Below are 24,194 nucleotides of genomic sequence, written 5' to 3'. Positions count from 1 at the left end.
CGGTATCGCAAGCGGCGGTTTTCGGAGGAAGTCATGGTGCATATTCATGTCATGGGTGCGTCCGGTTCCGGCACCACGTCGCTCGGCCGGGCGCTTGCGGACCGGCTGGATATCGCCCATCTCGACACCGACGATTTCTTCTGGCTGCCGACCGATCCGCCGTTCACGACACCGCGGGACTCAGACGAACGCATAAGGCTGCTGCTTGAGGCGACGCGGCGGCCCGGCGGCTGGATTGTTTCCGGATCGGCGCTGAAATGGGGAAGGCCGCTGGAGCCGCTCTACGACCTGATCGTGTTCCTCACGATCCAGCCGGAGCTTCGCATGGCGCGGATTCGTGCGCGCGAGGCGGCCCGATACGGACAGAGGATCGGGCCTGGCGGCGACATGGAAGTGAAAAGCGGAGAATTCCTGGCATGGGCGGCAAGCTACGATACGGCCGGCCCCGAGCGCCGCAGCCTCGCGGCGCATGAGCAATGGCTGGAAACGCAGACCGCGCCGGTGCTGCGGCTCGATTCGTCGCGCGATATCGACGATCTGCTGGCAGAGGTTCTTCTGCACCCCGCGATCGCCGCCGGTGCGGTGCGGCGGCGGTGACGTCTCCGGCTTGATCAGCCGGCGCGGGCGGGCTGCATCGGCCGCAGCACGTTCATCAGCGCGCCGTAGGGCAGCAACATGACGAGGCCGACGAGCATCTTGACAGCGAAATCGCCGATCGCCCAGGAAAGCCAGCGCGGCGCCTGCGCAGCGAAAACGCCAAGGATAGGAGCCGCTTCCAGCGCGAACGGTTCGTTCGGGCCGAGGAAGACGAAAAACGCGGCAAAGGACAGCGAGAAGAACATCACCGTGTCGAGCGCCGAGCCGATCAGCGAGCCGACGAGCGGCGCGCGCCACCAGGCCTGGCGGCGAAGCCGATTGAAGACGGCGATATCGAGCAACTGGCCGGCGAGATAGGCCGAGCCCGACGCGATGGCAATGCGCGGTGCCGAGGTGAAGAAGGACAAGGTCACGCCGACGACGAAGCCGGCAAAGACCACCTTGCGGGCTGCCTGCGGGCCGAACTGGCGATTGGTCAGATCGGTGATCAGGAAGGCGACCGGATAGGAAAAGGCGCCCCAGGTCAGAATATCGGCGAGGTTGATGCCGGCGACTTCGGCGTTCAGCGGAAACTGGACGAGAAAGTTGGAGGCGACGACGATCAGCGTCATCAATGCGACATAGGCAAGCGTATAGCGCGTCTTCAGCATTTTTTTATCCTGGGTGATGCCACCAGTTGGAGAGACGGACCGGCAAAACAAAAGGCTTGACCGGAGGTCATCCGTGCAAGCCTTTCGAAGCCGTGTGAAAGAAGAGCAGAAGCTTAGGCAGCAACAGCCGCTTCGGCAGTCTTCTTGACGATCTGGCGGCGCAGCAGACGTGCGCGCATCGACAGTTCGTTTTCGCTGGCCTTCAGCAGGAAGGCATCGAGGCCGCCACGATGCTCGACGGAACGCAGAGCAGCAGCCGAAACGCGAAGACGATAACGCTGGTTGAGAGCGTCGGAAATCAGCGTTACCTGGCACAGGTTCGGCAGGAACCGGCGCTTGGTCTTGTTGTTGGCATGGCTGACATTGTTACCAGTCAGGACGGCCTTGCCGGTCAATTCGCACACGCGGGACATGGAACACCTATTCTTGTTTTTCTCGGGCCATCGAATTGCCATCCCCGGCAAAACCGGGCTCGCAATCCAACAGGCATGATTGGAAAGTTGCGGTTCTATAGTCAGAGAGCCTGCTCGCGTCAAGCCAAACCTTGGCCTTTCCCGCAATTCTGTCAAAAAGCTGCTGTTTTCTTACCGGCATGGCAGGAGTATAGAGCATTTCGGCAAGGGCTGCCGCGCGCGGCAAGACAAGGCTTAACACATGGCTCATTCGGGCAGACGCATTTTGATTTCGGCTATCGCCGCGCTTTTTGCCATACCGGTATCGGCGGCCGAGATCCAGCACCGGACGGTATACCGGGTGACGCTTGCCGGCCTGCCGATCGCGCGCGCCGCATTCCTGACGCAGATCGAGGATGATCATTCCTACAAGATCGCCGGCGATATCAAATCGGCCGGCCTTGCCGATCTCGTCAAGACGATCTCGGCAACGACCAGCGTCACCGGCGTCGTCCGCAATGATCGGCTGCAGGCGCTGAAATATTCCCTCTATTACAAAAGCGGCAAGAAGGCCCGCGTTTACGAGGTCAATTACCGCAACGGCGATATCATTTCGGCGACGACGACTCCGCCGCCGAAGCGGCCGAAGAACTGGATCGACGTTACCCCCCGCGACATGCGTTCGGTGCTCGATCCGATCTCCGGCCTGGTCTTCACCGGCGACACCAAGATTTGCTCGCAGACGCTGCCGATCTTCGATGGCGAGACTCGCATGGACTTGGTGCTCTCGCCGAAGGGCGACGAGGATTTTTCGACCGATGGCTTCAAGGGCAAGGCGGTTGTCTGCGGCGTACGCTTCGTGCCGCGCTCGGGCTACAAGAAGGGTCGCAAGGATATCGATTATCTGAGCAAGAGCGACCGCATGGAAATCTGGTTTGCCAAGTCGGACGCGGCAAATGTATATGCTCCTGTTTATGTGCGCATTCCAACCGAATATGGAATGGTGACGATCACTGCCGTCAAATATGGCAGCGTCAGCTGACGGAGCTTTCGCCTCCGTGAAGGAGGACAGGTGAAACTTCGCGCGACGTTGATCGGTTTTACGGCCATCCTGATGTGGTCGTTCCTGGCGCTGTTTACGGCAGCCTCCGGCAAGATGCCGCCGTTCCAGCTTTCGGCCATCTGCTTTGCGATCGGCAGCGTTCCCGGCCTCCTGGTGCTCTTCTTCAAACCCTCGCGGCTGACGCTGCTGAAGCAGCCGGCCAAGGTCTGGCTGACCGGCATTGCCGGGCTCTTCGGTTATCATTTTCTCTATTTCACCGCGCTCAGGAATGCGCCGGCGGTGGAGGCGGGGCTGATCGCCTATCTCTGGCCGCTGCTGATCGTCGTCGGTTCGGCGTTGCTGCCGGGCGAACGGCTGCGCTGGTATCACGTGGCGGGCGCGCTTGCCGGGCTTTGCGGCACCTTCCTGATCGTCGCCCGCAACGGCATCGAATTCGACGGCGCCTATGCCGTCGGCTACGGCGCCGCCTTCCTCTGCGCCTTCACCTGGTCAGGCTATTCGCTGTTGATGCGGCGCTTCGAGGCCGTCTCCACCGACGTCGTCACCTGCTTCTGCCTTGCGACGTCAATCCTGTCGTTCTTCTGCCATCTCGGCCTCGAGGCGACCGTGTGGCCGGCAACGGGCTTCGAGTGGATCGCCGTCATCGGCCTCGGGCTTTTGCCCGTCGGTGCTGCCTTCTATGCCTGGGATTACGGCATCAAGAACGGCGATATCCAGATCCTCGGCGCGGCAAGTTATGCCGCACCGCTGCTTTCGACGCTCATCCTCACCCTGTTCGGATTTGCCGATGCAAGCTGGCGGATTGCGCTCGCCTGCCTGCTCGTCACCGGCGGGGCGGTGCTGGCCGCCCAGGACATGTTCCGTCGCAAGGCTCAGCTGCGACCGGCTGAGGTCTAAGCTCCGGGCTTCCAGCCGGGTGCAGCCATTTCGAAGCTTGAAAATACGAAGCCGGGCGAAACGGTGCAGCCGACCAGGGTGAAATCGCCAAGGGTTTCGGCTGATTGCCACCAATTGGCGGGAATGACCGCCTGCGGCCGCTCGCCTGCAGTCAGATTCGGTCCGAGCGTCGAGGTCTCGCTTGCCGCCCCGTCCTGCGAGCGGTGCAGCGCCAGCGGCGCGCCGGCGTAGTAGTGCCAGATCTCGGCGGCATCGTGGACGCGATGCCAGTGCGAGCGTTGTCCGCTGGTCAGGAGATAGTAGATCGCCGTCGAATGGCCACGTTCTCCGCCTGCTGTATCGCGGAATGTCTCAGCATACCAGCCGCCCTCGGGATGCGGCTGCATGGCGAGTTCGCGGATGATGTCCTCGGGCGACATCAGAAATTGTCCTTGCGCTTGCGGATTTCGGCGAAGACTTCCTCGTTCGTCTTGCCTTCCATGATCAGGCTGCGGCGGATGGTGGGATCGCCGGCGCGCAGGAACGGATTGGTTTCCTTTTCAAGCCCCAGCGTCGTCGGGATGGTGAATTTGCCCTCGGCGCGCAAAGCCTCGATCTCGGCGGCGCGGCTCTTCAGGCGTTCGTTGCCGGGATCGACGGTCAGCGCGAAACGCGCGTTGGAGAGCGTATATTCGTGGCCGAAATAGACGGCGGTCTCATCGGGCAAGACGGCAAGCTTTTGTAGGGAGTGCCACATGTCAGCGGCGGGGCGCTCGAACAGACGGCCGCAGCCGAGCGCAAACAGCGTATCGGCGGCAAAAAGCAATTTGTCGTCGACGAAGTGATAGCAGATGTGGCCAGAGGTGTGGCCCGGGGTCTCGATCACATGGACCGTGTGGTTGCCGAAGAGGAAGGTATTGCCATCCGCCATCGCCCGGTCGAGGCCGGGAATGGCGATGGCCTCGTTGATCGGGCCGATGATTTCGCAGCCGAACTGCTCCTTCAGCGCCAGATTGGCGGCGACGTGATCGGTGTGATGATGGGTGGTGAAGATATGGGTGATCTTCCAGCCGCGCCGTGTCGCCGCTTCCAGGATCGGCGCTTCCTCCGGCGCGTCGATTGCCGCGGTAAGACCGGTCTCCGGATCGTGCACGAGAACGCCGAAATTATCGGTGCGGCAGAGAAAAACGTCTAATTCCAAAGGTTTCATCGTTCAATAATCCTTTGTCCTGCGAGTCTCGCGGGAATGTAGAGGTTCCGGCCTTGAAGTCCAACCGCCCGCTGATAACATTTATCGCAATGCACGCCGATATCGTCGACCTACGTCAGTTCTATCATTCCGACCTCGGGCGTTTTGCCGAGCAGTCGATCGCCATGGCGCTGTCGTCGCTCTGGGTGCGCCTGCCGCAGGAGCGTCTGGTCGGTCTCGGTTATGCCGTGCCCTTCCTCGATCGGTTCCAGGCCGATACCGAGCGTACCTTCGCCTTCATGCCGGCCGGGCAGGGCGCGGTGAACTGGCCGATGGGCTCGCTGTCGTCGACGACGTTGATTTTCGATGAGGAACTGCCGTTGCCGGATTCCTCGATCGACCGGGTGCTGATGGTGCATTCGCTCGAATTCGCCGAAAGCCCGCGCGAGACCCTGAAGGAACTCTGGCGGGTGCTGGCGCCGGGCGGACGGCTGGTCATCGTCGTGCCGAACCGGCGCGGCGTCTGGGCGCGCATGGAGCATACGCCCTTCGGTTCGGGCCGGCCCTATTCGCGCGGTCAGCTGACGCATCTGCTGCGCGAGACGAATTTCACGCCCGGCGCGACGGCCGAAGCGCTGTTCTTTCCGCCCTCCAAGCTCAGGGGCATCCTGCGGCTTCGCCGCGCCTTCGAGCGGATCGGCCGGACGCTGTGGCCAGCTTTTTCGGGCGTCATCATCGTCGAGGCGCAGAAGCGGCTCTATCAGGGCCTGCCGGTGGCGGCACGCGCCTCCCGCCGCGTCTTCGTGCCGGTTCTCGCACCCCATGGCGTGCCGACGACGCGCAACCGGTGAGCCCGTTCCCGGCTCTCGACAAGAACCGCATTCCGCTTTAATGCCACTTGGTCATTTTCCGGAAAATCCAAGGTCGACCCATGAGCGTTGAGATCAGCAAGCCCGTTCCGCGTCCCGGTATTCTCGATATTGCCTCCTATGTGCCGGGCAAGGAACATGCGCCGGGGGTTGCCCGCGTCTACAAGCTCTCCTCCAACGAAACGCCGCTCGGCGCCAGCCCGAAAGCGATCGAGGCCGTCAAGGCTGCTGCCGATAATCTCGGCCGTTATCCGGACGGGCAGGCGATCGAACTGCGCGAGGCGATCGCCGCCGTGCATGGCCTCAATCCGGCAAACATTCTCTGCGGCAACGGTTCTGACGAACTGCTCGGCCTGCTCTGCCATGTCTATCTCGGCGCCGGCGACGAGGGCATCATCACCGAGCACGGGTTCCTGGTCTACAAGATCCAGATCATGGGCACGGGTGCGACGCCCGTCGTCGTGAGGGAAAAGGACTATACCGTCGATGTCGACGCGATCCTTGCGGCGGTGACGGAGAGGACGAAGATCGTCTTCATCGCCAATCCCGGCAATCCCACCGGCACCTATGTTCCGGTCAGCGAAATCCGCCGCCTGCAGGCCGGTCTGCCGAAACATGTCGTCCTCGTGCTCGATGCGGCTTACGCCGAATATGTGCGTCGCAACGATTACGAAGCCGGGATCGAGGTCGTGTCTTCCAACTCCAACGTGGTGATGACCCGCACCTTTTCGAAGGCCTACGGTCTGGCGGCGTTGCGCGTCGGCTGGATGTATGCGCCGGCCGAGATCGTCGACGCGGTGAACCGCGTCCGTGCGCCGTTCAACCTGAATGCGGCGGCGATCGCCGCCGGTGCGGCGGCCATCCGCGACCAGGCTTTCGTCCAGCAGGCCGTTTCTTTCAATCAGATGTGGGTGGAAACGCTCACGGAGGCCCTGGAAGCGGTCGGACTGAAAGTGACTCCGTCGGTCGCCAATTTCGTCCTCATCCATTTCCCTGATGTCGACGGCAAGCGCGCCGCCGATGCCGATGAACTTCTGACGAGCCGCGGTTACATCCTGCGCGCCGTACGCAGCTACGGTTTTTCCAATGCGCTGCGCATGAGCATCGGTCCTGAAGAGGCCAATCGCGGCGTCATTGCCGCACTGCGCGAGTTCATGGGACGGCAGGCATGAGCGTACTGTTCGACCGAATCGCGCTGATCGGCATCGGCCTGATCGGATCTTCGCTCGCCCACGACATTCGCCGGCTCGGGCTTACGAAAGAGATCGTCGTCGCCACGCGCAGCGCCGATACGCTGAAGCGTGCCGAAGAGCTTGGCCTCGGCGATCGCTATACGACCTCCTCGGCAGAGGCTGTCAGGGGTGCCGACCTTGTCATCGTTTCGGTGCCGGTCGGGGCTTCGGAAAGTGTCGCGAAGGAAATCGCCGGCAATCTGCGGCCTGGCGCAATCGTCACCGATGTCGGCTCCACCAAGGCTTCCGTCATCGCGCAGATGCAGCCGCATATGCCTGAGAACGTGCATTTCATCCCCGGCCATCCGCTGGCCGGCACGGAAAAATCCGGTCCCGATGCCGGCTTCCCCGGCCTCTTCGAAGGCCGCTGGTGCATCTTCACGCCGGTCGCAGGCACCGACGAGACGGCGCTGAAGCGGCTGCGCAGCTTTTGGGAGGCGCTCGGCTCGAAGGTCGACGAGATGGATGCGGAGCACCATGACAAGGTGCTCGCGATCGTCTCGCACCTGCCGCATATCATCGCCTATAACATCGTCGGCACGGCCGACGATCTGGAAACGGTGACGGAATCGGAAGTCATCAAATATTCGGCTTCCGGCTTTCGCGATTTCACCCGTCTCGCCGCCTCCGACCCGACGATGTGGCGCGACGTCTGCCTGCACAATCGCGATGCGATCCTCGAAATGCTGGCGCGCTTCTCGGAGGATCTCGCCTATCTGCAGCGGGCGATCCGCTGGGGCGAAGGCGACAAGATTTTCGAACTTTTCACCCGCACCCGCGCCATCCGCCGCTCGATCGTCCAGGCTGGTCAGGACGTCGATGCCCCCGATTTCGGCCGCCCCCACCTGCTGGACAAGAAGTAGCCGCGCGATGGTGGAGGTGACGAGCGCGAGCCAGGGGGACATCGATTGGCTGGTGCGCGAGGATGCCAACGTTGGTCAGCCGTGGGTGTCGCGATGCGTGGCGCTTGGCGAATATCTTGTGGCCAAGGAGGCCGGCGAGATCGTCGGCTTCCTGCGCTTTTCCCGTTTCTGGGGCAGGGTTCCCTATTTGGAGATGGTCCGTATCCAGCCTGCCTATCGCCGGTCGGGTGTCGGCACGGCGCTGTTTCTTGCCTGGGAAGCGGCGATGCGCGCCGAAGGCGCCCGCCTGCTGATGACGTCGAGCGAATGCGACGAGAGCCGGCCGCAGGATTGGCATCGCCGCAACGGATTTACCGAAACCGGCGCAATCGGGCTCCCAGGTCTGCAATCGGTGCCCGAGGTTTTCTTCATCAAGCACATAGCCTGAGAAACAGGCTGGTCAGATCGGCGGGATCCGGCCGAGCGGGATGAAGCCGCTGACGGTGGCGTTGCCATGATCGACAACGAGATCGACCGACACCTTGTCCTTGCCGCCGGCCAGCGATTTCAAGAGCTTGGTCGCCGTGTTGACGGTCGAGGCGATGTCCGGGAAGGTCTGTTTCAGGCTGTCGCCCCAGGGTCCGAGCCGTTCGATCTCCAACTTGAATTTTCCGGAGAGGAAACCGTGTTCGTCGAAGGAGAAGGGGCCGGTCAGGGTCATCACCTTGCCGTCGCCGATGTCGGCGACGATGCGGCGCAGCTCTCCGGCAGAACCGTTAAGGCCATTCGGGTCGCTGCCGTCGATCAGGCCGGCCTTGCCGGCAACGGTCAGATCGATGCTGGCGGAGAGTTTCGGGAAGACCTGCGGCCAGTCGGTGATGGCCGTATTCGCATCCTGCACGGAGATCGCGCCGTCGAGATCGGTGCCGTTCTGGCGCAGATGAATTTCCGTGCGGGCGGCATCGAAGTTCACCGTCTCGCCGGTGAACGAAGAAACCGCCGTCGCCTTCAGGCCCTCGATGACCGTCGAGCTGCGGTCGATGCCTTTCAGCCTGGTTGCGAGGCTCGCCTCAAGGTTCGTCCATTGCGCCGAGATCGTCAGGCCGTTGGTGGTGCGGATCTCGGCCGGCGAATCGAGTTCCCAGACGATATTGCCGGGCGCATAAACCTGGGCTGCCGAGCGCAGCGCGCCGAAGGTGGCGGAGACGCCGTTGACAGTGTCGTCGACATCGATCTTGGAGCAGAACAGGCCGATGCGGAAGGGATAGCCGCGGAATTCGATGTCGGCACATTCGCCGCTGACGCCCGCCTGGTCGCGCGGCGCGATCGCTTTCAGCACCGTCGTCTTCAGCGCCGATGCCGCATAGAACCAGCCGCCGGTATAGAGCGCGATCGCCAGGAGGATGCCTCCGCCCAGCAACCAGAATTTCTTGCCGCTGGTGGATTGACCGCTGCCGGATCGGCTTGACGCTGCCATGATGTTCTCCAATGGTGAATCGCAATGTGATTCCGGTCTGGCGTGCGATATGGACGAATTTTGGGTGTTTGGCTACGGCTCGCTGATGTGGAATCCGGGCTTCGAGTTCCTGGAACGGGCAGAGGCTCTGGTACATGGTTACAGGCGTTCGCTCTGTGTCCGTTCCTTCGTTCATCGCGGCACGCGCGACAATCCGGGCCTGGTTCTCGGCCTCGACAGGGGCGGCGCCTGCCGCGGCATGGCCTTCCGTATTTCGCCGAAAAATTGGGACGCGGTGATCGATTATCTCCGTGCCCGCGAACTCGTCACCAACGTCTATCTGGAGCGCCGCGTCCGGTTGCAATTTGCTGGCGGCCGCAGGGCGGAGGCGGTAACCTATGTTGCCGATCGCGACCATGAGCAATATGCCGGTACGCTCGATGCGCTTGCGGCGGCGCGGGTGGTCAACGAGGCCGAGGGGCAGTCCGGTCCGAACGACGCTTATGTCTTCAACACGCTCGCGCATCTGAAGCAGATGGGCATCCGAGACCATTGGCTGGAGCAGGTCGTCAACGAGGTGGAACGGTTGCGCGCCGCTTGATCAGGCCCTAGCCGCCTTCAGTTTGCGCAGCTCCGTCAGTCTTTCAACCGCCGTCGGCGGCAGCGGCAGATGCGGATTGCGTTCGACGGTGTCGATGAGGAGCTCGTCGCTTGCCCGTTCCGTCACCTCGATCAGATGGGCGAAGAAGGCGTCCGGATCCATTCCCGGCATGATCGGCGGCAGGATTCGCACCTTGAAGTGGCCGGGATAACGACGGAAGCTCCGCCGCGGCCAGAAGAGGCCGGGATGCATGGCGACGGGCACGACCGGAATGCCGAGGTCGCGGTACATTCGGGCGATACCGTATTTGTAGACCGGTTCGGCGCCCGGCGGGCGGCGGGTGCCCTCCGGATAGATGATGAGCTGGCGGCCGGTCGAAAGCTCTTCCTTCGTGCGTCTCAACACTTCCACCATCACCTTGCCGCGGGCGCCGCGATCGACCGGGATCATGCGCTGCTTTTTCGCATACCAGCCGAAGAGCGGAATCCACATCAGTTCGCGCTTCAGGATGTAGACCGGATCCTTGAGCCTCGGCAGAAGCGCGTAGGTATCCCAGAAGGACTGGTGCTTCGGCGCCAGGATATAGCTGCCGTCAGGCAGGTTCTCCAGCCCCTCGATCTCGAAGGTCGCGCCGATGATCATGCGCATCAGCCAGTGGTTGGAGCGCGCCCAGTTCTTCGGGATCGCATAGGCGGTAAGCCGCGGCACCGCGAAATAATAGGGAGAGAGAACGATCATCCGGATGATGAGGTTGGCGTAGAAGATCGTGTTGAAGAGGACGGAACGCAGGGCGATCATGAAATTTTCCCGAGGCAGGCTCACGCGACCGGCCTACACGATATTGGTCGTCATAAAAAGCGTTTGATGCCGCCCCAGAACAGGATTCAGATTTCAGGCCGGGCCTGAAATCTGAATCCTGTTCCAAATTAAAAGAGTTGGAGCATGATGTCGTCCGAAAACCGCTCACACTTTTCGGCATCATGCTCTGGCAAAACCTAGTCCGAGGCGGACGCACTGGCCGAGCGCAATCCTGTATGACGGCCGAAGCCGGTGATGTTGCGGGCGCCGGCCAAGAGCACCTTCGCATATTCGGCCAGCATGACGCGCATCGCGTTCGGATCGGTGAACCAGTTGCGGGTTTTCAGATCCGAGTTGACGACGGGATACGGGATGAACTCGATGTCGGGGTCGACATAGGAGAGTTCGGCGAGGCTGCGCGGCATATGATAATTGTTGGTGACGACGAGCACGCTTCTGTATCCCTTGGCATGGATCCAGTTGGAGGTCTCCTCGGCATTGCCGATCGTGTCTAACGCGTCATGCCCGATATCGACGCAGCAGGAGAAGAGATTGGCCGAGCCCTGTGTCATCTTGCGGATCTGGGCCGGCGTCGTCGTCGGGTGGACGCCGGAGATCAGGAGCCGCTTGCCGACACCCTTCTGCAACAGTTCCACGGCCTGGTCGATGCGCTGGTAACCGCCTGTCAGCACGACGATCGCGTCCGCCTTCGGCTCGACCGGGGGCTTCAGCGTCGTCACGGAATCGGCAAAGCGCAGGAAGCCGCCGAACAGCAGGGCGATCGCCAGAACGCATCCAAAGCCGCCCCAGCGCAGCAGGCGCCGGATCAGCCCGCGCCGCGGCGGCAGGCCTGCCGGGCGATCAAGCTCCGGATCCCGCCGAATCGGGTTGCGTGTCGTATGGCCCATGGTCATGAATCGTGATTATACGCTGATTGCGGCGTGGAACAGACGCTTTAATGACAAAACCACATGGCCACGATCAACTTGCGATGCCATCGGTGCGCGTCGGGTCCGAGCGCAATGTATCGATTTCATAGATCGTCCGCATGACGGTCAACCGGGCGGTGACAGTCGTCAGCAGCGCGATGACGATCATGGTCGCGAAGATGCCGGCATAACCGAGGACGCCGACGGAAAAGGTGCCGAACAGCGCGGTTGCCTGATCCGTTTCCGGCGTCGCCAAGGTGCGGCTTTGCAAGAAGCCGGCGGTGGCGAAGAAAAGAGCGGCAAGCGCGCTGCCGATCGCCGAGCCCTTGAGGCTGATCTTCAGGAAATGCTTCTGGAATTCGGTGGCGACGAAGGAACTTTCGGCGCCGACGAAATGCAGCACTTCGACGATGTGCCGATTGCCCGACAGCGCGCCGCGTGTGGCGAAGACGACAGTGAGCACCATTGCCGAAAAGACCAGGAGCAGGACGCCGGTGCCGATCAGCACCGTCGTGTCCGCCATGGACACCAGCCGGTCGACCCAGGTGCGGTGATCGTCGAGGCTCGCCTGCGGGATGCTGTCTTTCAGCAGGCCGCGCATTGCATCGAAATCCGGCGGGTTGCTCTCGTCGATGGTGATGACGACGAGTCGGGGGACGGGCAGATCCTTGAGGTCGAGACCGGGGCCGAGCCACGGTTCGAGCAGACGGGCGGTGGCTGCCTCGTCGACGATCTGGCCACTTTTGGTGCCGACGAATGTCAGCGCCAGGTCACGCGCCTGAGTCAGCGCCTTTTCCATGTCGAGATTGTCGTCGGGCTTGATCTGGATGGTGATCTCGCGGGAGATCTGGCTTTCCCAGCTCGCCGCCGTCGAACGCACCATGCTGACGCCGCCGAGCGTCAGGCAGGCGAGAAAGGCCATGATCGATATTACCACCATCAGGGCATTGCCCTGGATATTGGACGGCGGCAGGATCGGCGCGGTCGGGCGCACGCGCATTTCCGGCCGCTTCTGCTGGGCCCGGGCCGGCGTCTTCTCCCGGTTGCTGGATGGGGGCTCAGTCATAGATATCGAGATGCCCTTCCGAGAGGATCATGCGGCGGGCCTCCACCTGCTCCATCAGCGCCAGATCGTGGGTCGCGATCACGACCGCCGTGCCGAGCCGGTTGAGCTCGAGGAACAGATTGAGCAGGCGCCGGGCCATCGGCGGGTCGACATTGCCGGTGGGCTCGTCGGCCAGCAGCACCTCAGGCCGGTCCATCAGCGCCCGGGCGATGGCGGCGCGCTGCTTCTCGCCGCCGGAGAGCACCGGCGGCAGCACGTTGATGCGTTCGCCAAGGCCAACCCATTTCAACAGTTCCAGCACATCGGTCTTGTAGGAGCTTTCCTCCTTGCCGCGCACCCGTAAGGGCAAAGCGACATTCTCATAGGTGGTGAGATGATCGAGCAGACGAAAATCCTGGAAGACGATGCCGACGCGCCGGCGCAGCAGCGGCAGCTCGGGACGAGGAATTTCGGAAATGTCGCGCCCGAACATGCGGATCAGGCCGCGCGTCGGCTGCAGCGACATGAAGAGCAGCCGCAGCAGCGATGTCTTGCCGGCGCCCGACGGGCCGGTCAGGAACTGGAAGGATTTCTTCGGAATGTCGAAGGTCAAGTCCCGGAGGATTTCCGGGCCCATGCCGTAGCGCAAACCGACATTCTCGAAGTGGATCAACGGGCAGCTCAGTCTGTTCTTGGTTTCACCGCGTGACTTGTTAACCAACACCGTTAACAGCCGGTAAATTTTGCCGGAAAGACGCCCGTTTGATGGCGATCTTTGCGAAGCATTAACCATTAAAATTTACGACTGAGCAGGATTCGTTTCAATGCCAAGATTAGCGCTGGCAGCGAAACCATGTGGACATCTGCGAGGCAGTCACCATGGAAGCATCCTTCTTCAGCCGCCGGACACCGGGCCAGGCCTATGATTTCCTGCCGCCCGAACCCGCAAGCCGCCCGTACCGCAATCCGCGCCCGGCCGATATTGCCGACGCCGAATTCGTCACGCTCGGCAAGGTGCGGCCGCGGGAGTTCACGGCGAGGACCCATAACGACAACCGCAAGCGGGCAGGCACACAGCCATCGCTTTGGCTGGCGATCGCCGCTTCTCTTCTGCGGGAAGCAGAGACCTGGCTGCAGCGCGCGTCGATGCGCAGCTTCGCCATACTGGTGCTGGCGCTTGTCGTGCTCGTCTTCGGGCTTGCGGGTGGCTTCTCCGGTCTGTCGGGCAGCCGAGCCTATTCCGGAGCGCCGCTGCATTTCACCCATGTGACGGCGACGCCGCGTGATGCGAACGGCATGCGCGTGCTCGTCATCAACGGCATCATCGAAAACGACAGCGGCACGACGCAAACGCTGCAGCCGATCCGCGCCGATCTCGTGACCGACGAGCGGTTGACCGCGAGCATCGTCATCAACCCGCCTGTCGACGTCATCTATGGCGGCCAGAGCCGGGGCTTTTCGGCGCGCGTCCAGCATGCCGGCGGACCATTGCCGGAAGTCCGGCTTTCGTTCCTGCCTTAGCCGACTTTCCTGCCACAGGTCGTGGCAATCCGGTTAATTTCCTGGCTGGCGAGGCTGTTTCAAGCGCGCATATGTGCTAACGGCTTACCCTTCTTTTCAGGGAGCAAGCCTATGCCTGTCGTGCGCGGAAAAAACATCGAGCCGCTGTTCACCGCCGAACAGATCGCCGAACGCAATCATGCGATGGCGCGGGAGATCGCCAACGGTCCGACCAAGGACCTGCTCGTCATCGCCGTGCTCAAGGGCTCCTTCATTTTCGCCGCCGACCTGATCCGCGCCCTGCATGACACCGGGCTTGCCCCAGAGGTCGAGTTCATCACGCTGTCGAGCTATGGCAGCGGCACGGTCTCGCAGGGCGTGCGCATCGTCAAGGATATCGACAGCGATGTGCATGGCCGCGACGTCCTGTTGATCGACGATATTCTCGAATCCGGCCGGACGCTGCTTTTTGCCAAGGAGCTGCTGTTCGAGCGTGGCGCACGCAACGTCACTATCGCCGTGCTGCTCGACAAGCGCGTCAAGCGCAAGGAAAAGCTGGAGGCCGATTATGTCGGCTTCGAATGCCCTGACTATTTCGTCGTCGGCTACGGCATGGATGTCGCCTACGCCTTCCGTGAACTGCCCTTCGTCGGCGTGGTGACCGGCGACGCCTGAATGATCGGGCGGACCGCAGCGCCGTCGCACGTCTGAAAAAGACGCGCGGCGCGGTGCTGTCGCTCGAGACGGGTTGTTAACCATTCCGTCCATCGCTTCGCCATCTTTACCGATCGAAAAGGAAAGTCTGGTGATTTCCGTCGCGGGGCTGAAGACGGAGCAATGCACATATGGCAAGAATTCTGATTACGGAAGACGAGGACTCCCTGCGGTCTTTCGTAGCCCGGGCGCTCAGACTCGACGGTCATGAGACCGATGAGGCGGCCGACGGCGCCGAGGGACTGGAGAAGCTCAAGGACGGCGTCTACGATCTGCTGCTGTCCGATATCCGCATGCCTGTCATGGACGGCATCGAACTTGCCCATCAGGCAAAAGACGCCTTTCCCGGCCTGAAAATCCTGCTGATGACCGGCTATGCCGAACAGCGGGAACGGGCCGACGATCTTGCCGAGAAGATCATCGACGTCGTCGCCAAGCCATTCGCGCTTCCCGATATCCGCAAGGCGGTTGCCCGGGCGCTCGTCGCTTAAAGCGCGTTCACTCTTCGGAATTTCACGCGTAACCCCGGAAATCGATTGCGATTTTCGGGGTTACGCGCTTGAGGCCTATTGGATATCCAGCAGCCGTTCGAGATATCGCCGTTCCATTTCCTGCGGCGGGTTATTGCTGAGCTTTTCGCGAATCGCGTCGAGAATTTCCCGTGCCCGCTGAACGTCGATCTCATCGGGTACCTTGACGCTGTCGTCGAATTCCGGCCCCTGGATCCGGCGCGGCCGGCCGAGCGGGTCGCGGCCGTTCTGCTCGCCCTGGCCGACCTGGCCATTCGGGCCCTGGCCTTGCTGGCCCTGCTGCGCCTGCATCATCTGGTTCATCATGTCACGGGCGCCTTGGCGAAGCGCTTCCAGGGCGCGGCCCTGGTTTTCGATCGCCGGTTGGCCGTGGCCCTGGCCGAGTTCGCGGCCGGCACCTTCCATCTCGCGCTGCGCCTGGCCGAAACCGGGGCCGGGCTTCATGCCCATTTCGCCCAGCTTTTTCTGCAATTCACCCAGCTGCTTGCCGAGCCCGTCCTGCTCAGCGCGCAGCTGTTTCAACGCCTCGCGCAGTTGTTCGGCCGTCATCTGGTCGGAGGGCTGCTGGCCTTCCTGGCCTTCCTGGCCTTGCTGACCCTGTTGCTGCTCCTGCGGCTCGCCGTTTTCGCCGGGGGCCATCTCGTGGAGCAGCGGATCGTTTTCGCCCATATCGGGTTCGCCGCGCTGCATGCGGTCCTTGAGCTGCTGATCGAGGCGGAAGGTCTGTTCCATCAGCTTCTGCTGGTCGCGCAGAATTTGGCCGAGCTTGTCGATCTGCTTGCGTGCCTCACTATTCTCCTGGCTCTGCTGACCGCGCTGCGGCCGGCCAGCCTGCAGATTGTTCATCATGCGCTGCAATTCCGACAGCATCTGCTGGGCCGCGTCACGGTTGCCGGAGCGGGCGAGATTTTCGATCTGGTCCATCATCCGCTCCAGATCCTGCTGGCGCAGGATGTTCTGGGCGTTCTGGTTTTGCTGCGTCGGCGCATTCTGCATGCGCTGGGCAAGCTCGCTCAGATAGTCCTGCATTGCCTTGCGCAACTCGTCCATCAGCTTCTTGATCTCTTCGTCCGGCGCGTTGCGATTCAATGCGTCGGCAAGATTCTGCTGGGCCTGGCGCAGCTTGCGCTCGGCAAGGGATAGATCGCCGTCCTCCATGCCGAGGGCGATCTCCCAGAGATATTGGGCCGTATCCTTGAGCGCCTCCTCGCCCCTTGCGAGTTTCATCCGCGCCAGGGCGGATTCCAGCAGCAGGTAGTTGGTGAGCTTGGGGATGGTCTCCTCGGGACGGATGGTCAGCGCTTCGTTCAGCGCGATCGCCTGCGGCATCCTGCGGGTGTCGAGGGCGAAAACCTGCCGTTCCTCGGCGACGGCCGCGGCAAGCGGCTCGTTGAACGGCCGCGACGGCAGCGTCATCTCGTGCGGCGGACTGCGGCCGGTCTGGCCGGCTCCGTCCTTGGCAACGAGCGTCACGCGCACGCGTTTGCCGGCGAGCGGGTGTTCGGTCAGGTTCCTGCTGGTCACACCCTTCGCGTCGCGGGCGTTGCGGCGGGGAATATCCAGCCTGTACTCCGGCAATGGGTAGAGAGGCGTCGCTTGCGGATCGGTTTCGACCGGCACGATCTCGGCATGAGCCTCTTGGACGCCGTAGTCGTCCTTGACGGTGAAACCAATTTCAAGCGCGCCGTTGACGCTGGGCTTCGGCAAGCCGTCAAAGGCAATTTCCGGCGCCTTGTCGGGAAGGATGTCGAAGCTCCAGCGGCGGCCGTTGACTTCGAGCGCGCCGTTCTCCTCGAGCTTCATCGCATGCGTCTGCGCGACGGCGGGCTGGCCGGCCGTTGCGGCATCCGCCGGGTTGCCGGCTGTCGCGGTTGTCTGGCGCGGGCTTGCGTCCGCCTGCAAGGCGATATCCTGCGCCTGACCATTTGCCTTGCGGAACACGACCTTTTCGGCGGTCTTTCCGCCGCTGACGCGTACGGTGAGGGCGGAAAACTGCGGAATGCCGATCGGCGCCTGTTCACTGCCGTCGGCGGTCAGGTAAACCGGCGCGCGGCCGGTATAGGAGGGTGGCGTCACCCAGGCGTCGATGCGCACCGCAGGATCGACCGTCACCTGTTCGGGTGCTGCCTGCAAGGCGTCACTGATCGAACCGCCATTGATCGACAGCGAATAAGCGTAGGCGGTGACCAGCACCAGCGCCGGAATGGCGCGAAGGGCGAAACGGTCATGCCCGGCAATGTCGGGCCTCGGCATGCCCGCATCGAGCGCTGCGATCTTTTCGGCCATGCGCAACTGGTGCTCGCGCCAAAGCGCCCGGGCGAAGGGCGCATCGAAGGCCGGTTCGTCTTCCTGGACGGTGACCGGCTGGTGCGGCAGGCCGTTGCGCTCTTCCAGCATGCGGTCGGCTTCGGCGATCCTCGGCCAGCGCAGATTGCGGAAGGGAAGAAGCGCGACGAGCAAAGCGAAAGCGAAGGCGATCAACAGAAGGATGCGCAACCAGTCGGGCGCGCTGCGGAACACGCCGAACCAGGAGGCGGAGAGATAAAGCGCGACGACCGACAGGACCGTCACCAGAGGCGGCAGCAGCTGCTCGCAAAAAAGCACGATGCGCGCCAGCAGACGTTTTGTCGTCACCAGCCGGGCAAGGGCAGGGCGGAGCGCAAATGCACCCTTCTTCTGCCTGAAGGGGCTTGTCATCGGTCCGGTCTCCGCGATCTCAAGTGGAACAGAGGGCGCTTCCGGCGATTGCGAGGCAATATGCTCATGCTGACAAGGATAACACTCTTTGTGGCGAAGGCGAGGGCGGGCGGCCGGCAATACCGGCTTTTCACGTTTATTCGTCAAAAAGTGATGCTCTACCTTGAAGCGCGTCGCGATTTTTTCAGGTTGCTTCCCGCGCTTCAGATCTTTGTTTTATGCATGTCTTGCGCAACAGCTTCAGTCGAGCCAGGCCGGAACCGAATCGAGGCTGATCAGCTCGGCATAGGTTCTGCGCGGCCGTATCGCATGGAAATCGCCGCCCTTGACCAGGACTTCGGGGACCAGCAGGCGGCTGTTATAGGTGCCGGCCTGCACGGCGCCATAGGCGCCGGCCGTGCTGACGGCCAGCAGATCACCGGGCTTCGGCATCGCCATTTCGCGATCGAGCGCCAGATAGTCGCCGGTCTCGCAGACGGGGCCGACGACGTCGGCGCGGATGCGCGGCGCGTTCGCCGCCGAAATCGTCACCGGGCGGATTTCGTGATAGGCCTCGTAGAGGGTCGGGCGGATGAGATCATTCATCGCGCCGTCGACGATGACGAAGGTCTTTTCGCCGCCGTCCTTCACATAGAGCACCTCGGTCACCAGAATACCGGCATTGCCGACGATCAGGCGGCCGGGCTCGGTGATGACCTTGCAGTTCAGATCGCGCAGCTGGTTCTTGACGATCGCCGCATAGGCATCCGGCAGCGGCGGCGGATTGTTGTCGTCCTTATAGGGGACCCCGAGGCCGCCGCCGATGTCGACGTGATCGATCGTATGGCCATCGGCGCGGAGCGTCGCGACAAGGTCGCGCAGCAGCTTGAAAGCGTCGTCGAAAGGCTGCAACTCGGTGATCTGGCTGCCGATATGCATGTCGATGCCGGTGACCTCGATGCCGGGCAGCTTGGCGGCATGGGCATAGATCGCGCGGGCGCGCTCCCAGGAGATGCCGAACTTGTTTTCCTTCTTGCCGGTCGAGATCTTCGAATGCGTCTTGGCGTCGACATCCGGGTTGATGCGGAAGGAGACGGGGGCCTTCTTTCCGGCGCTGACGGCGCGCTGGTTGAGGATTTCAAGCTCTGGTTCGGATTCGACGTTGAAGCAGTAGATGCCGGCCTCGAGCGCGAAATCCATCTCGGACGGGGTCTTGCCGACGCCTGAAAACATGATGCGGCTTGCCGGAATGTCGGCTGCGAGCGCGCGGCGCAGTTCCCCTTCCGAGACGACGTCGATGCCGGCGCCGAGGCGACCCAGCGTCTTCAGCACCGCCTGGTTCGAATTCGCCTTCATCGCGTAGCAGACCATCGAGTCCATATCGGCGAAGGCTTCCGAGAAGACCCGGTAATGGCGTTCCAGGGTCGCGGTGGAATAGACGTAGAACGGCGTACCGACCGCCTTGGCGATCTCGGGAACGGGAACGTTCTCGGCGTGAAGGATGCCGTCGCGGTACTCGAAATGGTTCACGGGCTTATGCCTTAAAGAAGAGGATCGAGAAGGAAGGGCTTGTCAACGGTTCCTGGCTGTTTCGTCGGCTTGGAAACGTCGCCTTCTTTCGTTGCCGCAGCACTCGGCGGATCGAGATCGCCTTTGCGCCCGCATCCGGCAACGGCAAGGCCGATGACGGCGATGACCGCCGTCAAGCGAATGAGGTGCGGCAAGCTCTTCTGCATGGATATCCTCTTGTGCGAGATATGGCGGACATCATTCGTTCCGAACGATGGACATCTTCATAGCGAAGTTTCTCCGCCTTGTGCACCCTGATTGTTGGACGGTTTTTCCCCGTGCGAGGGAAGGGCGAAGCGGCTTTTCGCCTCGCCTTTCTTTCAGTTGCGGGCGCGCCAGAAGGCGATCTGCTTGCGCACCTCGGAGGGTGCGGTACCGCCGAAGCTCTTGCGGCTGGCGACCGAGGCTTCCACCGTCAGCACGTCATAGACCTTGTCGGTGATATCAGGATGGATCGCCTGCAGGTCGGCGAGCGGCAGTTCGGCAAGGTCGCAGCCCTTGCTTTCGGCCAGCGCCACGGCGCGCCCGGTCACGTGATGGGCATCGCGGAAGGGCAGGCCGGCTTCGCGCACCAGCCAGTCGGCAAGATCGGTCGCAGTCGAGAAACCGGAACCGGCCGCCGCCTTCATGCGCGCGGTGTTGACGGTCATGTCGCGCACCATGCCGGTCATGGCGGCGATCGCCAGCTCCAGGCTCTCGGCCGCGTCGAAGACCTGTTCCTTGTCTTCCTGCATGTCCTTGGAATAGGCGAGCGGCAGGCCCTTCATGATCGTCAGCAAGGCGATCAGCGAGCCGTTGATGCGCCCGGTCTTGGCGCGCACCAGTTCGGCGGCATCCGGGTTCTTCTTCTGCGGCATGATCGAGGAGCCGGTCGAAAAGGCGTCGGACAGGCGCACGAAACCGAATTGCGGCGTCGACCAGATGACGATCTCTTCGGCCAGGCGCGATAGATGCATGCCCGTTATCGCGGCGATCGCCAGAAATTCGATGGCGAAATCGCGGTCGGAGACCGTGTCGATGGAGTTGCGGGTCGGCTCGCGGAAACCCAGCGCCTTGGCCGTCATATGGCGATCGATCGGATAGCCGGTGCCGGCAAGGGCGGCCGCGCCGATCGGGCTTTCGTCCAGATGCTCGATGGCGTGGCGCACCCGCGAGCGGTCACGGCCGAACATTTCGACATAGGCCATGCAGTGATGGCCGAAGGTGACGGGCTGGGCGGTCTGCAGATGAGTGAAGCCCGGCATCACGCTTTCGGCATGTTCCTCGGCGCGGTCGAGGAAGGCGGCAATCAGGCCGGTCAGCATCTTCTCGGTCTTCTCAAGCTCTTCCTTCACCCAGAGGCGGAAGTCGAGCGCCACCTGGTCGTTGCGCGAGCGGGCGGTGTGCAGCCGGCCGGCGGCCGGTCCGATCAGCGTCGCCAGGCGCGCTTCGATGTTCATATGGATGTCTTCGAGCCGGCGCGAGAATTCGAAATTGCCGCTTTCGATTTCTGACAGGATCGTGTTTAGCCCGTGAACAATCTTGTCCTTATCCTCGGCCGAGATGATCCCCTGATGGGCGAGCATCGTCGCATGCGCGATGGAACCTCGAATATCCTGCGCGAATAGCTTCTTGTCGAAACCGATCGAGGCATTTATCTCCTCCATGATCGCGTCCGGGCCGGAGGCGAAACGCCCGCCCCACATCTGGTTGGAGGATTTGGAGTCCGTGTTGCTCTCGGCCATGAAAGATGCCCGCCCTGGAGAATGAAATGACGACAAAAAAACCCTTCGGCCTGCCGTCCGTAAAACTGATCGCAATCGCCGCCGTTGCAGGCGTTGTTGCCGGTGCGGCAGCGGTATACGTGAAGGAGACGGGGATTGGCAATGGCATCGGCAATACGGCTTCGGCCGAGTGCCCGCTGGCCAGGGAACGCGCCGCCAATCTGACGCCGCTAATGAAGGGGCAGGTTGCCGCGATGGTCGCCGCCAACGAGCCGCGCAAGCTGGCCGGGGTGTCCTTCAATGGCCCTGACGGCAAGCCGCTGACGCTCGACCATTTCGCCGGCAAGACCGTGCTGTTCAATCTCTGGGCCACGTGGTGCGTGCCCTGCCGCGAGGAGATGCCGGCGCTGAACGCACTGGAAAAGCAGATGGGCAGCGACAAGTTCCAGGTCGTGCCGGTCAATATCGATACGGGTGACGACGAGAAGCCGAAGGCTTTCCTCGCCGAGACCGGCGTCGATGCGCTGCAGCTTTACCGCGACAATACGATCGGCGTCTTCAACAGCCTGAAGAAGGAAGGTCTCGCCTTCGGTCTGCCGGTGACGCTGCTGCTCGACGAAAAGGGCTGCCTGATCTCCGCCATGAACGGACCCGCCGCCTGGGACAGCGAGGACGCCAAGACTTTGATCAAGGGTGCGATCGGATCGTAAGGATACCGGTCAGGAGTCGCCATTTCCTCTGATCAGGAAAACTCCGGCAATTCCAATAAGGACGCAGCACTGCAGCAGGAACATCGGTGTTTCGGTCGACATGGCGTTTCCCCCGTTCACCGCAAGGAAAGCATGTCCCGGGCGTCCGGTCCATTCGCCCGTTCTGATGATGCCTGGTTACTTACCGGGTCGGGACCGGTACTTCGCCGCGATAGTCGTAGAAGCCGCGGCCGGATTTGCGTCCGAGCCAGCCGGCTTCGACATATTTCACCAGCAGCGGGCAGGGTCGATATTTCGAGTCCGCCAGGCCGTCATGCAGCACCTGCATGATCGACAGGCAGGTGTCGAGGCCGATGAAATCGGCAAGCTGCAGCGGTCCCATCGGGTGGTTGGCGCCGAGCTTCATCGCCGTATCGATGGCATCGACCGTGCCGACGCCTTCATAGAGCGTGTAGATCGCCTCGTTGATCATCGGCAGGAGGATGCGGTTGACGATGAAGGCCGGGAAGTCCTCGGCGACGGTAATGGTCTTTTCCAGCGTGCCGACGAATTCCTTGGCGGCGGAGAAGGTTTTCTCATCGGTGGCGATGCCGCGCACCAGTTCGACCAGCTTCATGACCGGCACCGGGTTCATGAAATGTATGCCCATGAAGTGTTCGGGGCGGTCGGTGGCGGCAGCAAGCCGGGTAATCGAAAGAGAGGAGGTGTTGGTGGCAAGCAGCGCTTCCGGCTTCATCACCGGACAAACCTGACTATAAATCTTGCGCTTGACGCTTTCATCCTCGGTGGCTGCCTCGATGACGAGATCGGACGGGGCGAGGTCGTTGACATCGGCCGAGCCCGATATGCGCGACAAGGTCGATTTACGTTCCTCATCCGTCATCTTGCCGTTCGTCACCAGCCGGGCAAGATTGCCATTGATGGTGGCGAGGCCGGATTCGATGCGGTCCTGCGAGAGATCGTAGATGTGGACCCTGTACCCTGCGGCGGCCGAAACATGCGCGATGCCGCAGCCCATCTGGCCGGCACCGATGATCCCAATATTCTTCAACACCGCACTCATCTCCAAACCCCCGCTCGGCAGTCGCCCCCGCGTTGCCGCATTATTTTAGCATTACTGCCGGACGAAAGATCGCCCGGCAGCAGATAAAAGACAATTTTCCAGTCATTCGCAAGTGCGAAAGAAAAGCATCGAGGGCTTTGAAGCGCGTTGCGATCTTTCCGATTCGCTTGTCGCGCTTAAGGTCTTTGCTTTTATGCATATGTCCTCGCAAAACCGCCCTGCAGTTTTGCGCGGCATGCTTTACAGCGCCTTCTGCAATTCCGGCAGGGCGTCGAACAGATCGGCGACGAGGCCGTAGTCGGCGACCTGGAAGATCGGCGCCTCCTCGTCCTTGTTGATGGCGACGATCACCTTCGAATCCTTCATGCCGGCCAGATGCTGGATGGCGCCGGAGATGCCGGCGGCGATATAGAGATCGGGCGCCACCACCTTGCCGGTCTGGCCGACCTGCCAGTCGTTCGGGGCATAACCGGCATCGACGGCCGCCCGGCTGGCGCCGACGGCAGCCCCGAGCTTGTCGGCAACCGGCAGGATGACCTCCTTGAACTTCTCCGCCGAACCCAAGGCGCGGCCGCCGGAGATGATGATCTTCGCCGAGGTCAGTTCCGGACGGTCGGAGGCCGACAGCGCATCGGCGACGAAGCGCGACAGACCCGGATCGGAGGCCGCTGCGATCGCCTCGACAGAGGCAGAGCCGCCTTCCGCAGCCGAAGCAAACGAGGCGGTGCGCACGGTGATGACTTTCTTCGCGTCGCTTGCCTGCACCGTCTGGATGGCATTGCCGGCATAGATCGGCCGCTTGAAGGTATCGGCGCTGACGACCTCGATGATCTCCGAGATCTGGGCGACATCGAGCAGCGCGGCGACCCGCGGCAGCACGGTCTTGCCGACGGAGGTGGCGGCCGAGACGATCGTGTCGTAGGAACCGGCGAGCGAGACGATCAGATTGGCGAGCGGCTCGGCCAGATTGTTGGCAAGCGTGTCGCTTTCAGCGAGCAGCACCTTGGAGACGCCAGAGAGTTTGGCGGCCTGATCGGCCGCTGCCCTGGCGGCCTTGCCGGCGACGAGGATGTGCACGTCGGCGCCGATCTGCGAGGCTGCCGTCAGCGCCTTGGCGGTCTGGTCGGAGAGGTGATGGCCGTCATGGTCGGCCAGAAGAAGAATGGTCATGAGAATTGCTCCTGTTCTTG

The 24,194-nt window shown here is 62.3% G+C and carries 27 protein-coding genes; 12 read left to right on the top strand and 15 right to left on the bottom strand.

All coding sequences use genetic code 11. The features are described from left to right. Positions 1 to 33 precede the first annotated feature (33 nt). Positions 34 to 597 carry an ATP-binding protein gene (locus AMC88_RS19710; RefSeq protein WP_012485412.1) on the top strand — a complete coding sequence of 188 codons (564 nt, stop codon included), beginning with the start codon at positions 34 to 36 and terminating at the stop codon, positions 595 to 597. 14 nt (positions 598 to 611) lie between these two features. Here the strand turns inward: AMC88_RS19710 and AMC88_RS19705 are convergent, their stop codons facing one another. Beyond that, on the bottom strand, positions 612 to 1,247 hold the full coding sequence (locus tag AMC88_RS19705) for a VUT family protein (RefSeq protein ID WP_012485411.1): 636 nt from the start codon (positions 1,245 to 1,247) through the stop codon (positions 612 to 614). A gap of 113 nt (positions 1,248 to 1,360) precedes the next feature. Then, positions 1,361 to 1,660: a 50S ribosomal protein L28 gene (gene rpmB, locus AMC88_RS19700; protein WP_004679586.1), complete on the bottom strand. Its 300-nt coding sequence runs from the start codon at positions 1,658 to 1,660 to the stop codon at positions 1,361 to 1,363. Positions 1,661 to 1,901: 241 nt separating this feature from the next. Between rpmB and AMC88_RS19690 the strand changes: the two genes are divergently transcribed. Both AMC88_RS19690 and yddG read left to right on the top strand, forming a co-directional pair. After that, the gene (locus tag AMC88_RS19690) at positions 1,902 to 2,681 is read left to right on the top strand and encodes a DUF3108 domain-containing protein (protein ID WP_064825691.1); all 780 of its coding nucleotides are present in this window, start codon (positions 1,902 to 1,904) and stop codon (positions 2,679 to 2,681) included. Between the two features lie 30 nt (positions 2,682 to 2,711). Continuing rightward, the gene (gene yddG, locus AMC88_RS19685; RefSeq protein ID WP_064825690.1) at positions 2,712 to 3,599 is read left to right on the top strand and encodes an aromatic amino acid exporter YddG; all 888 of its coding nucleotides are present in this window, start codon (positions 2,712 to 2,714) and stop codon (positions 3,597 to 3,599) included. Here the strand turns inward: yddG and AMC88_RS19680 are convergent. Beyond that, on the bottom strand, positions 3,596 to 4,018 hold the full coding sequence (locus tag AMC88_RS19680; protein ID WP_012485407.1) for a cupin domain-containing protein: 423 nt from the start codon (positions 4,016 to 4,018) through the stop codon (positions 3,596 to 3,598). The two genes, yddG and AMC88_RS19680, sit on opposite strands and share 4 nt — an antisense overlap. Continuing rightward, positions 4,018 to 4,788 carry a hydroxyacylglutathione hydrolase gene (gloB, locus tag AMC88_RS19675; RefSeq protein WP_012485406.1) on the bottom strand — a complete coding sequence of 257 codons (771 nt, stop codon included), beginning with the start codon at positions 4,786 to 4,788 and terminating at the stop codon, positions 4,018 to 4,020. The genes AMC88_RS19680 and gloB overlap by 1 nt, the downstream gene beginning before the upstream one ends. Before the next feature lie 53 nt (positions 4,789 to 4,841). On the opposite strand from gloB, the gene AMC88_RS19670 reads away from it, so the two are divergent. From AMC88_RS19670 to AMC88_RS19655, 4 genes are all read left to right on the top strand, one after another. Then, a complete protein-coding gene (locus tag AMC88_RS19670; protein WP_029531900.1) occupies positions 4,842 to 5,618 on the top strand; it encodes a class I SAM-dependent methyltransferase in 777 nt (258 codons plus the stop codon). A gap of 80 nt (positions 5,619 to 5,698) precedes the next feature. Continuing rightward, positions 5,699 to 6,808, top strand: coding sequence for a histidinol-phosphate transaminase (hisC, locus tag AMC88_RS19665; protein WP_012485405.1), 1,110 nt, complete (start codon positions 5,699 to 5,701; stop codon positions 6,806 to 6,808). Continuing rightward, complete coding sequence (locus AMC88_RS19660; RefSeq protein WP_012485404.1) at positions 6,805 to 7,731, top strand: prephenate/arogenate dehydrogenase family protein; 927 nt, start codon at positions 6,805 to 6,807, stop codon at positions 7,729 to 7,731. The genes hisC and AMC88_RS19660 overlap by 4 nt, the downstream gene beginning before the upstream one ends. Positions 7,732 to 7,738: 7 nt before the next feature. Next, positions 7,739 to 8,158: a GNAT family N-acetyltransferase gene (locus tag AMC88_RS19655; protein WP_012485403.1), complete on the top strand. Its 420-nt coding sequence runs from the start codon at positions 7,739 to 7,741 to the stop codon at positions 8,156 to 8,158. 12 nt (positions 8,159 to 8,170) lie between these two features. On the opposite strand, the gene AMC88_RS19650 is transcribed toward AMC88_RS19655, so the two are convergent. Next, entirely contained in the window at positions 8,171 to 9,187 is a 1,017-nt protein-coding gene (locus AMC88_RS19650) for a DUF2125 domain-containing protein (RefSeq protein ID WP_012485402.1), read from the bottom strand. A 49-nt stretch (positions 9,188 to 9,236) separates the two neighbouring features. On the opposite strand from AMC88_RS19650, the gene AMC88_RS19645 reads away from it, so the two are divergent. After that, positions 9,237 to 9,767 (top strand): gamma-glutamylcyclotransferase, encoded by a 531-nt coding sequence (locus AMC88_RS19645; RefSeq protein WP_041683945.1) that lies wholly within the window; start codon positions 9,237 to 9,239, stop codon positions 9,765 to 9,767. Here the strand turns inward: AMC88_RS19645 and AMC88_RS19640 are convergent, their stop codons facing one another. The 4 genes from AMC88_RS19640 to ftsE form a co-directional block, all read right to left on the bottom strand. Continuing rightward, the gene (locus AMC88_RS19640; RefSeq protein WP_012485400.1) at positions 9,768 to 10,565 is read right to left on the bottom strand and encodes a lysophospholipid acyltransferase family protein; all 798 of its coding nucleotides are present in this window, start codon (positions 10,563 to 10,565) and stop codon (positions 9,768 to 9,770) included. Between the two features lie 197 nt (positions 10,566 to 10,762). Further along, positions 10,763 to 11,479 (bottom strand): YdcF family protein, encoded by a 717-nt coding sequence (locus AMC88_RS19635; RefSeq protein WP_170960108.1) that lies wholly within the window; start codon positions 11,477 to 11,479, stop codon positions 10,763 to 10,765. Between the two features lie 67 nt (positions 11,480 to 11,546). Beyond that, on the bottom strand, positions 11,547 to 12,560 hold the full coding sequence (locus tag AMC88_RS19630) for a cell division protein FtsX (protein ID WP_041683787.1): 1,014 nt from the start codon (positions 12,558 to 12,560) through the stop codon (positions 11,547 to 11,549). Then, complete coding sequence (ftsE, locus tag AMC88_RS19625) at positions 12,553 to 13,212, bottom strand: cell division ATP-binding protein FtsE (RefSeq protein WP_004671394.1); 660 nt, start codon at positions 13,210 to 13,212, stop codon at positions 12,553 to 12,555. The genes AMC88_RS19630 and ftsE overlap by 8 nt, the downstream gene beginning before the upstream one ends. Positions 13,213 to 13,418: 206 nt before the next feature. Here ftsE and AMC88_RS19620 point away from each other — a divergent pair, with 206 nt between their 5' ends. The 3 genes from AMC88_RS19620 (at position 13,419) to AMC88_RS19610 (ending at position 15,244) form a co-directional block, all read left to right on the top strand. After that, positions 13,419 to 14,060, top strand: coding sequence for a membrane protein (locus tag AMC88_RS19620; protein ID WP_012485396.1), 642 nt, complete (start codon positions 13,419 to 13,421; stop codon positions 14,058 to 14,060). Positions 14,061 to 14,171: 111 nt separating this feature from the next. Beyond that, complete coding sequence (gene hpt, locus AMC88_RS19615) at positions 14,172 to 14,714, top strand: hypoxanthine phosphoribosyltransferase (RefSeq protein ID WP_004671390.1); 543 nt, start codon at positions 14,172 to 14,174, stop codon at positions 14,712 to 14,714. A 170-nt stretch (positions 14,715 to 14,884) separates the two neighbouring features. Then, the gene (locus tag AMC88_RS19610; RefSeq protein ID WP_003543311.1) at positions 14,885 to 15,244 is read left to right on the top strand and encodes a response regulator; all 360 of its coding nucleotides are present in this window, start codon (positions 14,885 to 14,887) and stop codon (positions 15,242 to 15,244) included. Between the two features lie 75 nt (positions 15,245 to 15,319). Here AMC88_RS19610 and AMC88_RS19605 read toward each other — a convergent pair whose 3' ends face one another. The 4 genes from AMC88_RS19605 to argH all read right to left on the bottom strand — a co-directional run bounded on the left by AMC88_RS19605 (position 15,320) and on the right by argH (position 21,252). Next, entirely contained in the window at positions 15,320 to 17,980 is a 2,661-nt protein-coding gene (locus AMC88_RS19605) for a TIGR02302 family protein (protein ID WP_064825689.1), read from the bottom strand. A 240-nt stretch (positions 17,981 to 18,220) separates the two neighbouring features. Next, the gene (lysA, locus tag AMC88_RS19600; protein WP_012485394.1) at positions 18,221 to 19,489 is read right to left on the bottom strand and encodes a diaminopimelate decarboxylase; all 1,269 of its coding nucleotides are present in this window, start codon (positions 19,487 to 19,489) and stop codon (positions 18,221 to 18,223) included. Between the two features lie 11 nt (positions 19,490 to 19,500). Further along, positions 19,501 to 19,695, bottom strand: coding sequence for an LPS translocon maturation chaperone LptM (gene lptM, locus AMC88_RS19595; protein WP_004671378.1), 195 nt, complete (start codon positions 19,693 to 19,695; stop codon positions 19,501 to 19,503). Positions 19,696 to 19,848: 153 nt separating this feature from the next. Continuing rightward, positions 19,849 to 21,252 (bottom strand): argininosuccinate lyase, encoded by a 1,404-nt coding sequence (gene argH, locus AMC88_RS19590; RefSeq protein ID WP_012485393.1) that lies wholly within the window; start codon positions 21,250 to 21,252, stop codon positions 19,849 to 19,851. A 26-nt stretch (positions 21,253 to 21,278) separates the two neighbouring features. Here argH and tlpA point away from each other — a divergent pair, with 26 nt between their 5' ends. Then, positions 21,279 to 21,941 carry a thiol:disulfide interchange protein TlpA gene (gene tlpA / locus AMC88_RS19585; RefSeq protein WP_012485392.1) on the top strand — a complete coding sequence of 221 codons (663 nt, stop codon included), beginning with the start codon at positions 21,279 to 21,281 and terminating at the stop codon, positions 21,939 to 21,941. 181 nt (positions 21,942 to 22,122) lie between these two features. On the opposite strand, the gene AMC88_RS19580 is transcribed toward tlpA, so the two are convergent. Together AMC88_RS19580 and AMC88_RS19575 are read right to left on the bottom strand one after the other, a co-directional pair. Next, complete coding sequence (locus AMC88_RS19580) at positions 22,123 to 23,004, bottom strand: 3-hydroxybutyryl-CoA dehydrogenase (protein WP_012485391.1); 882 nt, start codon at positions 23,002 to 23,004, stop codon at positions 22,123 to 22,125. Between the two features lie 240 nt (positions 23,005 to 23,244). After that, positions 23,245 to 24,174, bottom strand: a complete 930-nt coding sequence (locus AMC88_RS19575; protein WP_064825688.1) for an electron transfer flavoprotein subunit alpha/FixB family protein — start codon at positions 24,172 to 24,174, stop codon at positions 23,245 to 23,247. Positions 24,175 to 24,194 lie beyond the last annotated feature (20 nt).

It is taken from the genome of Rhizobium phaseoli (genome assembly GCF_001664385.1).
Lineage (GTDB): Bacteria > Pseudomonadota > Alphaproteobacteria > Rhizobiales > Rhizobiaceae > Rhizobium > Rhizobium phaseoli.
Note: the sequence above shows the minus strand (reverse complement) of the source record. Positions and strands in the feature narration are given on the sequence as shown.